7 protein-coding genes and 3 rRNA genes are annotated in these 13,085 nt (G+C 64.2%); all 10 read right to left on the bottom strand.

Annotation, left to right across the window (positions count from 1 at the left end; all coding sequences use genetic code 11):
* Window positions 1-9: 9 nt before the first annotated feature.
* Window positions 10-654, bottom strand: a complete 645-nt coding sequence (locus BJ984_RS10270; RefSeq protein WP_179547925.1) for an NUDIX domain-containing protein — start codon at window positions 652-654, stop codon at window positions 10-12.
* Window positions 647-2,326 (bottom strand): CTP synthase, encoded by a 1,680-nt coding sequence (locus BJ984_RS10265; protein ID WP_271206606.1) that lies wholly within the window; start codon window positions 2,324-2,326, stop codon window positions 647-649. The genes BJ984_RS10270 and BJ984_RS10265 overlap by 8 nt, the downstream gene beginning before the upstream one ends.
* A gap of 66 nt (window positions 2,327-2,392) precedes the next feature.
* The gene (locus BJ984_RS10260; protein WP_179547924.1) at window positions 2,393-3,808 is read right to left on the bottom strand and encodes a hypothetical protein; all 1,416 of its coding nucleotides are present in this window, start codon (window positions 3,806-3,808) and stop codon (window positions 2,393-2,395) included.
* A 123-nt stretch (window positions 3,809-3,931) separates the two neighbouring features.
* On the bottom strand, window positions 3,932-5,647 hold the full coding sequence (gene recN, locus BJ984_RS10255) for a DNA repair protein RecN (protein ID WP_179547923.1): 1,716 nt from the start codon (window positions 5,645-5,647) through the stop codon (window positions 3,932-3,934).
* Window positions 5,640-6,554 carry an NAD kinase gene (locus tag BJ984_RS10250; RefSeq protein WP_309298955.1) on the bottom strand — a complete coding sequence of 305 codons (915 nt, stop codon included), beginning with the start codon at window positions 6,552-6,554 and terminating at the stop codon, window positions 5,640-5,642. The genes recN and BJ984_RS10250 overlap by 8 nt, the downstream gene beginning before the upstream one ends.
* A 3-nt stretch (window positions 6,555-6,557) precedes the next feature.
* On the bottom strand, window positions 6,558-7,361 hold the full coding sequence (locus tag BJ984_RS10245) for a TlyA family RNA methyltransferase (protein ID WP_179547922.1): 804 nt from the start codon (window positions 7,359-7,361) through the stop codon (window positions 6,558-6,560).
* Window positions 7,354-7,512: a hypothetical protein gene (locus BJ984_RS10240; RefSeq protein WP_173180472.1), complete on the bottom strand. Its 159-nt coding sequence runs from the start codon at window positions 7,510-7,512 to the stop codon at window positions 7,354-7,356. The genes BJ984_RS10245 and BJ984_RS10240 overlap by 8 nt, the downstream gene beginning before the upstream one ends.
* A gap of 102 nt (window positions 7,513-7,614) precedes the next feature.
* Window positions 7,615-7,731 (bottom strand): 5S ribosomal RNA (gene rrf, locus BJ984_RS10235).
* A 151-nt stretch (window positions 7,732-7,882) separates the two neighbouring features.
* Window positions 7,883-11,002, bottom strand: a 23S ribosomal RNA gene (locus BJ984_RS10230).
* 431 nt (window positions 11,003-11,433) lie between these two features.
* Window positions 11,434-12,958 (bottom strand): 16S ribosomal RNA (locus tag BJ984_RS10225).
* Together the 16S, 23S and 5S rRNA genes form the textbook arrangement of a ribosomal RNA operon.
* Window positions 12,959-13,085 lie beyond the last annotated feature (127 nt).

Raw genomic sequence — 13,085 nt, 5'->3', positions numbered from 1 at the left:
CTGCCCGGCCTAGCTGCCCGAGGGGCGGTGCTTCGGGTGGTCGGGCCACGGCGCGTCGGCCGCACGCAGAGTCGACCAGCCACGAGCCCGCGACGCGTGCGCGGCGAGCGCCCCCACGACGAGCGACGGGTTCTGCACCCGGCTCGCGAGCACGGCGTCGACCACGTCGTCGAGGGCGAACCACTGCGACTCCATGTCGGCCTCCTCGCCCTCGCGATCGAACGTCGACCCCGTGGGGCGCACGCCTCGCGCGAGGTACACCCGGATGGCCTCGTTGTTGCCGCCCGGGGTCGTCACGTAGTCGGCCAGCACGTGCCAGTCGTCGGCCTCGAGGTCGACCTCCTCCGAGAGCTCGCGCTTCGCGGCGTCGAGCGGCGACTCGCCGTCCTCGTCGAGGAGGCCCGCCGGCGGCTCCCACTCCCGGCGGCGCACGGGGTGCCGGTACTGCTTGATCAGCAGCACCCGCTCCTCGTCGTCCATCGCGATCACCGCGACGGCGCCCGTGTGGTCGATGAACTCCCGCGTCAGCGTCTCGCCGCCGTAGCTGAACGTCTCGCGGCGCACGTCCCAGATCTTGCCCTCGAAGACGACCTCGCTCGAATCGGCCTCGATGCCGACGAGCTCGTCGGCCGGTTCGGCACCCGACTCAGGCATCGGCGTCCTGCACGGCGAACAGGCGGCTGGCCTCCTGGCGGTCGAGGGCGGCGCCCACGAGCCCCTTGAACAGCGGATGCGGCCGGCTCGGGCGCGATCGCAGCTCCGGGTGCGCCTGCGTCGCCACGTAGTACGGGTGCACCTCGCGCGGCAGCTCGACGTACTCGACGAGGTGGCCGTCGGGCGACAGGCCCGAGAACGTCATGCCCGCCTCGGCGATCTGATCGCGGTAGTTGTTGTTCACCTCGTAGCGGTGACGGTGGCGCTCGGAGGCGGTGGGGGCTCCGTACACCTCCTCGGCGATCGAACCGGGCGCGAGCTTCGCCTCGTAGAGGCCGAGGCGCATCGTGCCGCCGAGGTCTCCCCCGGCGATGATGTCGACCTGCTCGGCCATCGTCGCGATCACAGGGAACTCGGTGTCGGGATCGAACTCGCTGGAGGACGCGCCCTCGAGCCCGGCCATGTTGCGGGCGTACTCGATGACCATGCACTGGAGGCCGAGGCAGAGGCCGAGCGCGGGGATCTTGTTCTCGCGAGCGAAGCGCAGCGCGCCGAGCTTGCCCTCGATGCCGCGCACGCCGAAGCCGCCCGGGATGCAGATGCCGTCGACGTCGGCCAGCTCGCGCGCCGCGCCCTCGGGGGTCTCGCACTCGTCGGAGGCGATCCACTTGATCTTCACCTTGGTCTTGTGACCGAAGCCGCCGGCCCGCAGCGCCTCGGTGACCGAGAGGTAGGCATCGGGCAGGTCGATGTACTTGCCGACCAGGCCGATCGTGACCTCGTGCTTGGGCTCGTGCACCGCATCCAGCAGCGGCTGCCAGCCCGACCAGTCGACGTCGCCGGTGGCCTCGCCGAGCTCGAGGTGGTCGACGATGTAGGCGTCGAGGCCCTGCGAGTGCAGCATCGTGGGGATGTCGTAGATCGACGGGACGTCGATCGCGTTCACGACCGCGGCCTCGTCGACGTCGCACATCAGCGCGATCTTGCGCTTGTTGCTCTCGGAGACGGGGCGGTCGCTGCGCAGCACCAACGCATCCGGCTGGATGCCGATCGAGCGGAGGGCCGCGACCGAGTGCTGCGTGGGCTTGGTCTTCTGCTCGCCCGAGGCGTTCATGAAGGGCACGAGCGAGACGTGCACGAAGAAGACGTTCTTGCGGCCGAGCTCGTGCCGCACCTGGCGGGCCGACTCGATGAAGGGCTGGGACTCGATGTCGCCGACCGTGCCGCCGATCTCGGTGATGATCACGTCGGGGCGGGAGGCGTCGTGCGCCTGCAGCCGCATGCGCCGCTTGATCTCGTCGGTGATGTGCGGGATGACCTGCACCGTGTCGCCCAGGTACTCGCCGCGGCGCTCCTTGGCGATCACGCTTGAGTAGATCTGCCCGGTGGTGACGTTCGCCGCCTGGTTCAGGTTGATGTCGAGGAAGCGCTCGTAGTGCCCGATGTCGAGGTCGGTCTCGGCGCCGTCGTCGGTCACGAAGACCTCGCCGTGCTGGAACGGGTTCATCGTGCCCGGGTCGACGTTCAGGTACGGGTCGAGCTTCTGCATCACGACCTTCAGGCCGCGCGCCGTCAGCAGATTGCCGAGGCTGGCGGCGGTGAGGCCTTTGCCCAGAGAGGAGACGACACCCCCCGTGACGAAGATGTGCTTCGTCATTCTCGTGTCGGTCATTCGGCCTGCGTCATGAGCTTCGTCCACGGAATTCCATCCTAACAGTGCTCTGAGGTCTCCATGTCGTCACGCCGCCTCCGCGTCGTCGATCGGAGCCGGTGCCGGGGGTCGCTGCAGCAGCTCGACGACAACGAGCAGCACGAGCGCGACGACGGCCGTCAGCACGATCCGGCCGGTGCCGATCGGCCGCACGGCGAGGATCACGGCGGCCGCGACCACCCCGATCAGCACCTCCACCGCCACGCGGTTGCGGCCGAGCCAGCGCCCGAACGCCCCGGTCGTGATGGCCCGGCCGTCGCCATAGCTCCGCAGGCGAGCCGCGCCGGAGGCGAACGCGGCACGAACCGCCGGGGCCGGCCGCACGGGCCCCAGCACCCACGCGATCAGCGCCACCGTGAAGCCGAGCACCGCGAACGCCACGACGGTCTCCGACACCCGCACCGTGACGGTGTCGTAGAGCACGCCGGCCGCGTCGATCGGCACGTACCTCGGCGCGATCGCGGCGACCACCACGAGCGAGGCGATCCGCAGCGCGATGCCGCAGACGAGCATCACGAGGCCGAGGGCCACACCGGTGCGGAGCACGGCGACCGGCCGTCGGCGGGCGAGCAGCACCCCTGCCGTCAGCAGTGCCAGGCAGATCCACGGCAGCCAGAGCCCGAGCCCCACCGCGAGCCCGTAGGCCAGCACCAACTGCCCGAACGAGTCGGAGCGGGCCACGACGATACTCACGTCGACCGCCGGGATCGCCTCGGCGATGCTCAGCCCCTGATCGATCAGCGCCGCCTTCACCGCCTGCACGATCGGCGCCAGCTGCACCGAGAGCTCCCCCGACGACGAGATCGCCAGGGCCGCCGCCGGGTCGCCGCGAAGGGCCGCCACGAGCTGCCGGTGGCTGACCCGGAGCGCCTGCTCCCAGACGTCGGCGAACGCGGGCGAGCGCACGACGTCGGTCACCACCGAGGTCGCCAGACTCTGCAGGCCGAGCGCCGCGGGGGTCTTCAGCGCCTGCAGGGCGCTGTTCGCCGCCGGCGCCAGCCCGAGCTGCCCCACCGCGTCGAACACCTCCCCGGTCGTCTGCTCGAAGTCGACCTCGTCGGTGACGACGGTCATCACCTCGCTCACGACGAACGCCTGCACCGCCTCGTCGCGGGCGAGCGGCGCGAAGGTCTGCACGAACGCCTCCGTGTCGACGAGCTGCGTCTGCCCCCAGTTCGCCACCAGCGCCAGCGGGGCGACGAGCAGCCCCACGACGATCAGGGCAGCGGATGCTCCGCTCCGACCCCGCCCGGCCCGCCATCGCCGGCGCCCGCCGACCGCCGCGGCCCCGTCCGAGCCCCCGGGCGCTCCGTCCGGCCCCGCCGACGGCCCCGCTGCCGCGGAGGCCGCCGCGGATGCCTCCGCCGCGGCGCGGAGCCGCGCGTTCTCGGCACGGAGCTCCGCGACGAGCGACTCCAGCTCCCCGTCCCCCGTGCCGGCCACACGTCCCCCGATGCTCGGCGGCACCCCTCGAACCGCGATGGCTCTCAGTGTGGCACAGGGCCCCGTCGTGCGGCAGTGCCGACCCGGCCGTCAGCCGGAGTCCTGCGGCAGCCGAATCGGCCGTCAGCCCGCGACGGCGAGCGACCGGGCGATCTCGAGCAGCTCGGCGGCGTGCGCCAGCCCCGACTCCGAGTCGGGCAGCCCCGAGAGCAGCCGCGCCATCTCCGCCAGCCGCTCGTCGCCCTCGAGCTGCACCACGTTCGACGCGGTCACGGGCCCGTCGAGGTTTTTCTCCACGCGGAGGTGGTTCGTGGCGAACGCCGCGACCTGCGCGAGGTGCGTCACGACGATGACCTGCGAGGTCTGCGCAAGCGCCGCCAGCCGGCGGCCGATCTCGATCGCGGAGGCTCCACCCACTCCCGCGTCGACCTCGTCGAAGACGAACGTCGGCACCGGATCGGCGGTCGCGAGAACGACCTCGATCGCGAGCATCACGCGCGAGAGCTCGCCGCCCGAGGCGCCCTTGTTCAGCGGACGCGGCTCGGTGCCCTCGTGCGGCCGAAGCAGGAACTGCACCAGATCACGCCCGGTCGTGCCGAGCTCCTCGCGCGGCTGCACGTCGACCACGAAGCGGGCGTTCGGCATCGCCAGCGCACCGAGCTCGGCGGTCACCTTCGCCGACAGCTCCTCGCCGGCCGCGCGGCGGAGCGCGCTCAGCTCGTCGGCCAGGCGCTCCAGCTCGGCGAGCTCGTCGTCGACGAGAGCGGTCAGCTGCTCGATGCGGTCGGAGTCGGAGTCGAGCTCGAGCAGTCGCGGCTCGGCCGACTCCGCGTAGGCGATCACGTCGGAGAGACCCGGCCCGTACTTGCGCATCAGGTTCGTCAGGTCGGCCCGACGCTCCTGCACGCGGTCGAGCTCCCCCACCTCGTCGGTCTCGAGGGTTCCGGCGTAGCTGGCGAGCTGCGTGGAGATGTCGGAGACCAGGAAGCTCGCCGACACGAGCGCCTCCACGATCGGGGCCAGGGCCTGGTCGTGGTGGGCGACCCGTTCGAGGCTCCGGAGCGCGGCGTCGATCAACCCGACGGTGTCTGGGTGGTCGCCCGTCTCGCTCGAGATGGTCTCGCGCGCCTCGGCCGAGGCGATGCGCAGGTCTTCGAGGTTGGTCAGCCGGGCGGCGACGTCGGCGAGCTCGTCGTCCTCCCCCGGCTGCGGGGCGACGGCGGTGATCTCGTCGATGGCGGTGCGCAGCTGGTCGGCCTCGCGGATGCGCGCCGTGCGCTCGGTGACGAGCGCCTCGATCTCGGCGGTGTGGGCCTGCCACGAGCCGTGCAACGACCGGTACTCGCTGAGCCGTGCGGCGAGGGCCGCACCGGCGAAGCTGTCGAGCGCCCCGCGCTGGGCGGCCTGGCTCTTCAGCCGCAGCTGATCGCTCTGGCCGTGCACCACCACGAGGGCGTCGCCAATCTCGCTCAGCACGCTCAGCGGAGCGGACCGCCCGCCGACGACGGTGCGCCCGCGCCCCTCGGCCGAGACCGAGCGCGACAGGATGACCTCGCTGCCGTCGGGCCCGCCGTCGTCGAGGTCGCCGCCGATCTCGCGCACGCGCTCGGCCACGGCGCTCTCGGGGTCGACGAGGACGCGCCCCTCGACCCAGGCCTGCGCCGCGCCGGAGCGCACCGCGCCCGTGTCGGCACGCTGCCCGAGCAGCAGCCCGAGCGCGGACACCACCATCGTCTTGCCCGCACCGGTCTCACCGGTGACGGCGGTGAACCCGCGCCCGAGGGGCAGCACGGCCTCGCCGATCACCCCGAGGTCGCGGATGGAGAGTTCTTCAATCACGGTCCATCGGGCCTCTCCACCCGTTCACGGGCAGATTGAACTTGCGCACGAGCCGGTCGGTGAACGGCCCCATCTGCAGCCGGGCGAGCCGCACCGGAACGGGCGATCGCCGCACGACGACCCGGGCGCCCTTGGGGAGGTCGCGCATCCGCCGCCCGTCACTCCAGAGCACGGCACCGCCCTCGGACCGCTCGAGCACCTCGACCGCCAGCGCGGAGTCGGGGCCGACGACGAGCGGACGCGCGAACAGCGCGTGCGGGCTGAGCGGAACCATGAGCAGGGCGTCGAGGCTCGGCCAGACGACCGGGCCGCCCGCCGAGAAGGAATAGGCCGTGGAGCCGGTGGGCGTCGACATCACCACGCCGTCGCAGCCGAAGCTCGACAGGGGGCGGCCGTCGACCTCGATGACGACCTCGAGCATCCGCTCGCGACTCGCCTTCTCGACCGTCGCCTCGTTCAGCGCCCAGCTCTCGTAGACCACCTCGGTGCCGAGCTTCACCCGCACCGAGAGCGTCATGCGCTCCTCGACGAGGTAGTCGCGGGCCAGGGCGCGCTGCACCGTGGCGGTGAGGTCTTTTCGCTCGCTCTCGGCGAGGAACCCGACGTGGCCGAGGTTCACGCCGAGCAGGGGCACCGTCGCGCCGCGCACGATCTCTGCGGCGCGCAGGATCGTGCCGTCGCCACCCAGCACCATCACGAGCTCGAGGTCGTAGACCGAGATGCCGGCGCCGAGCGTCGCCACCTCTCCCAGCTCGTCGAGCACCTCGGGGTGGTCGCCCTCGTCGAAGGGGGGCAGCACCGGCGTCACGCCGGCCTCCCGCAGCTGGTCGCAGACGCTCGCAGCGGCCAGCACGGAGTCGCGCCGGCCGGTGTGCAGCACCACGAGCATGTATCGCTCAGTCGCCACGCGTCACGCTCCTGTCATCTCGGTCACCCGGTGCAACCATTCTGTCGGATGGGACCCGACCTCCCGATTGAACCAGACCAGATACTCCTGATTCCCGGCACTCCCGGCAATGGGGGACGCGATCATGCCGGCTGTGGACAACCCGAGGTCGTACGCCGCCCAGAGGACGTTCGAGACGGCATCGGCCCGGAGGGCTGCGTTCTTCACGATGCCCTCCTTCACCCCGGTGCGCCCCACCTCGAACTGCGGCTTCACCAGCAGCACGAAGTCGGCGTCGGGCGTGGCCACGCTCTGCAGTGCCGGCAGCACGATCCCCAGCGAGATGAACGACAGGTCGCCCACCACGAGCTCCACGGCTTCGTGAACACCGGATGCTCCGCCGAGCGTCTCGGGCGTCGCGAAACGCAGGTTGAACCCCTCCACCGCCACCACCCGCTCGTCCTTGGCGACGATCGGGTCGAGCTGGCCGTGCCCGACATCGACGGCCAGCACCTGCCGCACTCCCCGCTCAAGGAGCACCTGCGTGAAGCCACCGGTGGACGCGCCGGCGTCGAGCGCCAGCTTCCCCTGGACGGTCACGGGGAAGGCGTCGAGCGCGGCGATCAGCTTGTTCGCACCACGGCTGACGTACCGGTCGACTGCGTCCACCGTGACCACCTGCCCGTCGAGCACCGGATGCGCGGCCTTCACGATCGGCGCGCCATCGACCCGCACGTAGCCGTTCGCGATCAGCCGGGCGGCGTGGGTGCGGGAGCGCGCGAGACCGAGGGTGGCGACGGTCGCGTCGAGACGGGTGGAGCTAGGCATTCGACGGAAGCGAGTCCCCGCCCTCGAGGCGGCCCTTCAGTTCGTCGTGCAGTTGGGCGTAAGCGGTGGCGCGCGAGTCGAGCGGCTGCTCCTCGATCACACGGATGCGCGGCAGCAGCGCCTCGTCGTCAGTCCGTTCCTCACCGCTCATCACTTCAGCGTACCTCTCCCCCACGGCGCCCGGTCGGTGCCGTCATCTCGGCCGTTAAATGCAGAATGCCCACCCCCGAAGGGATGGGCATTCTGAAAGTATGTCCGGCGGTGTCCTACTCTCCCACAAGGTCCCCCTTGCAGTACCATCGGCGCTGAGAGTCTTAGCTTCCGGGTTCGGAATGTGACCGGGCGTTTCCCTCTCGCTATGGCCGCCGAAACTCTAGAGACATATGTCTTGAAGTTTCGAACAGTCCAACACGAAATGTGTTGTGTGTGTTCGGGTTCTCGACCGTACATCGAGAACCACATAGTGGACGCAAGCAATCTTGGCCACCCATACCAGCCTTACAACATGTATGAGTGTAGTGATTATCAAGTTATCGGCTTATTAGTACAGGTCAGCTCCACGAGTCTTTAGTCCTCGCTTCCACATCCTGCCTATCAACCCAGTCGTCTAGCTGGGAGCCTCTCACCCCGAGGGGTATGGAAATCTCATCTCAAGGCCGGCTTCCCGCTTAGATGCTTTCAGCGGTTATCCATCCCGAACGTAGCTAATCAGCGGTGCTCCTGGCGGAACAACTGACACACCAGAGGTTCGTCCAACCCGGTCCTCTCGTACTAGGGTCAGATCCTTTCAAATTTCCTGCGCGCGCAGCGGATAGGGACCGAACTGTCTCACGACGTTCTAAACCCAGCTCGCGTACCGCTTTAATGGGCGAACAGCCCAACCCTTGGGACCTACTCCAGCCCCAGGATGCGACGAGCCGACATCGAGGTGCCAAACCATGCCGTCGATATGGACTCTTGGGCAAGATCAGCCTGTTATCCCCGAGGTACCTTTTATCCGTTGAGCGACAGCGCTTCCACAAGCCACTGCCGGATCACTAGTCCCGACTTTCGTCCCTGCTCGACTTGTCAGTCTCACAGTCAAGCTCCCTTGTGCACTTACACTCGCCATCTGATTGCCAACCAGATTGAGGGAACCTTTGGGCGCCTCCGTTACTCTTTAGGAGGCAACCGCCCCAGTTAAACTACCCACCAGGCACTGTCCCTGAACCGGATCACGGTTCGAAGTTAGATATCCAGAGTGACCAGAGTGGTATTTCAACAATGACTCCACCCGAACTAGCGTCCGAGCTTCACCGTCTCCCACCTATCCTACACAAGCCACACCGAACACCAATACCAAGCTGTAGTAAAGGTCACGGGGTCTTTCCGTCCTGCTGCGCGTAACGAGCATCTTTACTCGTAGTGCAATTTCGCCGAGTTCGCGGTTGAGACAGCTGGGAAGTCGTTACGCCATTCGTGCAGGTCGGAACTTACCCGACAAGGAATTTCGCTACCTTAGGATGGTTATAGTTACCACCGCCGTTTACTGGGGCTTAAATTCTCAGCTTCGCCTTGCGGCTAACCGTTCCTCTTAACCTTCCAGCACCGGGCAGGCGTCAGTCCGTATACATCGTCTTGCGACTTGGCACGGACCTGTGTTTTTAGTAAACAGTCGCTTCCCACTGGTCTCTGCGGCCTTCAAACGCTCCAGGAGTAAATCCCTTCACGCCTCAGGCCCCCCTTCTCCCGAAGTTACGGGGGCATTTTGCCGAGTTCCTTAACCACGATTCTCTCGATCTCCTTGGTATTCTCTACCTGACCACCTGAGTCGGTTTGGGGTACGGGTGGCTAAAACCTCGCGTCGATGCTTTTCTTGGCAGCATAGGATCACTGATTTCGTCCGTGAGGACTACCCATCGAGTCTCAGCCTTATATGAGAGACGGATTTGCCTATCTCTCGGCCTACATTCTTAGACCGGGACAACCATCGCCCGGCTCAGCTACCTTCCTGCGTCACACCTGTTAATACGCTAACCGCACCAGACGGGTTCGAGCGTTAGACCGGCACGCTTCACCCCGAAGGGATCCATCTAGCCGGCTTAGGACTCTTAGCACTACTGGATTGGCGTGGGCGGTTTTTCGCCAGTACGGGAATATCAACCCGTTGTCCATCGACTACGCCTGTCGGCCTCGCCTTAGGTCCCGACTTACCCAGGGCGGATTAACCTGGCCCTGGAACCCTTGGTCTTTCGGAGGACGGGTTTCTCACCCGTCTTTCGCTACTCATGCCTGCATTCTCACTCGTGTAGCGTCCACGGCTGGTTTACACCGCCGCTTCACTCGCCACACGACGCTCTCCTACCCATCCACACGGCTGGACCACGAAGGCCTGCCACTAATATGAATGCCACGAATTCGGTGGCGTGCTTGAGCCCCGTTACATTGTCGGCGCGGAATCACTTGACCAGTGAGCTATTACGCACTCTTTCAAGGGTGGCTGCTTCTAAGCCAACCTCCTGGTTGTCTGTGCAACTCCACATCCTTTCCCACTTAGCACGCGCTTTGGGACCTTATTCGGTGGTCTGGGTTGTTTCCCTCTCGACGATGAAGCTTATCCCCCACCGTCTCACTGCTGCGCTCTCACTTACCGGCATTCGGAGTTTGGCTAACGTCAGTAACCTTTTAGGGCCCATCGGCTATCCAGTAGCTCTACCTCCGGCAAGAAACACGCAACGCTGCACCTAAATGCATTTCGGAGAGAACCAGCTATCACGAAGTTTGATTGGCCTTTCACCCCTATCCACAGCTCATCCCCTCCATTTTCAACTGAAGTGGGTTCGGTCCTCCACGACGTCTTACCGTCGCTTCAACCTGGCCATGGATAGATCACTTCGCTTCGGGTCTAGAACATGCGACTCACTCGCCCTATTAAGACTCGCTTTCGCTACGGCTTCCCCTCACGGGTTAACCTCGCCACATATCACTAACTCGCAGGCTCATTCTTCAAAAGGCACGCTGTCACACCAACAAGGGTGCTCCAACGGTTTGTAAGCAAACGGTTTCAGGTACTATTTCACTCCCCTCCCGGGGTACTTTTCACCTTTCCCTCACGGTACTTGTCCGCTATCGGTCATCTGGGAGTATTTAGGCTTATCAGGTGGTCCTGACAGATTCACACGGGATTTCTCGGGCCCCGTGCTACTTGGGATACTCTTCGCGCCATCGCAACATTTCGGCTACGGGGTTGGCACCCTCTATGACTGGCCTTTCAAAACCATTCGCCTATATTGCTTTGTAACGCTCGCTGTACGGCAGTAACAGCAGAAAAGTCCCACAACCCCGACCATGCAACGCCTGCCGGCTATCACACATGATCGGTTTAGCCTCATCCGGTTTCGCTCGCCACTACTCACGGAATCACTGTTGTTTTCTCTTCCTGTGGGTACTGAGATGTTTCACTTCCCCACGTTCCCTCTACCCGCCCTATATATTCAGGCGGGAGTCACCGGGTCACCCAAAGGGCCCGGCGGGGTTTCCCCATTCGGAAATCCTCGGATCAGGGCTCTATTATCAGCTCCCCGAGGCTTATCGCAGATTTATACGTCCTTCTTCGGCTCCAGATGCCAAGGCATCCACCGTTTGCTCTTAGAAACTTGAAATCACATGAGTTTGAATCGATCTCTTATAAAGAAATTGACCAATGATCTACACAACCCCGAAGGGTTGTTGTTTAGATCTTGTGATTTGACACAAAAGTGTCAAATCTAAGATGCTCGCGTCCACTGTGTAGTTCTCAAAGTACGGGCGGTACCTCCCCCGCATCCCACCAAAAGGTGAAACCAGGAAAGGTCCAGAGGTTCAGTCCACCCACCCCGAAGAGTGCGTGACCCGGTCCCTCAGGACCCAACAGCGTGCATATGCAACCACCCTCGAACCAACCCGTTCCTAACCCCCCAATAAAGAGAAGCTGTACTAGCGCCGGCACGATTCCTGCTGCATCAATGTCAATGTTCCACCCATGAGCCACCAGTCGAGAACGTATGCCTCGAATCTGGCTGCTGGACACCAAACGGTGCCAGTTGCTCCTTAGAAAGGAGGTGATCCAGCCGCACCTTCCGGTACGGCTACCTTGTTACGACTTAGTCCTAATCACCGATCCCACCTTAGACAGCTCCCTCCCACAAGGGGTTAGGCCACTGGCGTTGGGTGTTACCGACTTTCATGACTTGACGGGCGGTGTGTACAAGGCCCGGGAACGTATTCACCGTGACGTTGCTGATTCACGATTACTAGCGACTCCGACTTCATGAGGTCGAGTTGCAGACCTCAATCCGAACTGAGACCGGCTTTTTGGGATTCGCTCCACCTTACGGTATTGCAGCCCTTTGTACCGGCCATTGTAGCATGCGTGAAGCCCAAGACATAAGGGGCATGATGATTTGACGTCATCCCCACCTTCCTCCGAGTTGACCCCGGCAGTCTCCTATGAGTTCCCACCATGACGTGCTGGCAACATAGAACGAGGGTTGCGCTCGTTGCGGGACTTAACCCAACATCTCACGACACGAGCTGACGACAACCATGCACCACCTGTTTACGAGTGTCCAAAGAGTTGACCATTTCTGGCCCGTTCTCGTATATGTCAAGCCTTGGTAAGGTTCTTCGCGTTGCATCGAATTAATCCGCATGCTCCGCCGCTTGTGCGGGCCCCCGTCAATTCCTTTGAGTTTTAGCCTTGCGGCCGTACTCCCCAGGCGGGGAACTTAATGCGTTAGCTGCGACACGGAGACCGTGGAATGGCCCCCACATCTAGTTCCCAACGTTTACGGCGTGGACTACCAGGGTATCTAATCCTGTTCGCTCCCCACGCTTTCGCTCCTCAGCGTCAGTTACGGCCCAGAGATCTGCCTTCGCCATCGGTGTTCCTCCTGATATCTGCGCATTCCACCGCTACACCAGGAATTCCAATCTCCCCTACCGCACTCTAGTCTGCCCGTACCCACTGCAGGCTGGAGGTTGAGCCTCCAGTTTTCACAGCAGACGCGACAAACCGCCTACGAGCTCTTTACGCCCAATAATTCCGGACAACGCTTGCACCCTACGTATTACCGCGGCTGCTGGCACGTAGTTAGCCGGTGCTTTTTCTGCAGGTACCGTCACTTTCGCTTCTTCCCTACTAAAAGAGGTTTACAACCCGAAGGCCGTCATCCCTCACGCGGCGTTGCTGCATCAGGCTTGCGCCCATTGTGCAATATTCCCCACTGCTGCCTCCCGTAGGAGTCTGGGCCGTGTCTCAGTCCCAGTGTGGCCGGTCACCCTCTCAGGCCGGCTACCCGTCGTCGCCTTGGTGAGCCATTACCTCACCAACAAGCTGATAGGCCGCGAGTCCATCCTTGACCAAAAAATCTTTCCAACTGATGACCATGCGGTCTCAGCTCGTATCCGGTATTAGACGTCGTTTCCAACGCTTATCCCAGAGTCAAGGGCAGGTTACTCACGTGTTACTCACCCGTTCGCCACTGATCCACAGAGCAAGCTCTGCTTCACCGTTCGACTTGCATGTGTTAAGCACGCCGCCAGCGTTCGTCCTGAGCCAGGATCAAACTCTCCGTAAATGTTTTATTGCACGACCCGAAGGCCGGCACATTAGATTGTGCAACCCGGCCGGAATAGGCCCTGGTCACACGAGTTTGAAACTGACAGAACAAATCATTACTGACTTGCTTTGTTGTTTAAATGTTT

The organism is Herbiconiux flava, assembly GCF_013409865.1.
Lineage (GTDB): Bacteria > Actinomycetota > Actinomycetes > Actinomycetales > Microbacteriaceae > Herbiconiux > Herbiconiux flava.
The sequence above is the reverse complement of the archived record's forward strand: the minus strand, read 5'-3'. Positions and strand labels throughout refer to the sequence as shown.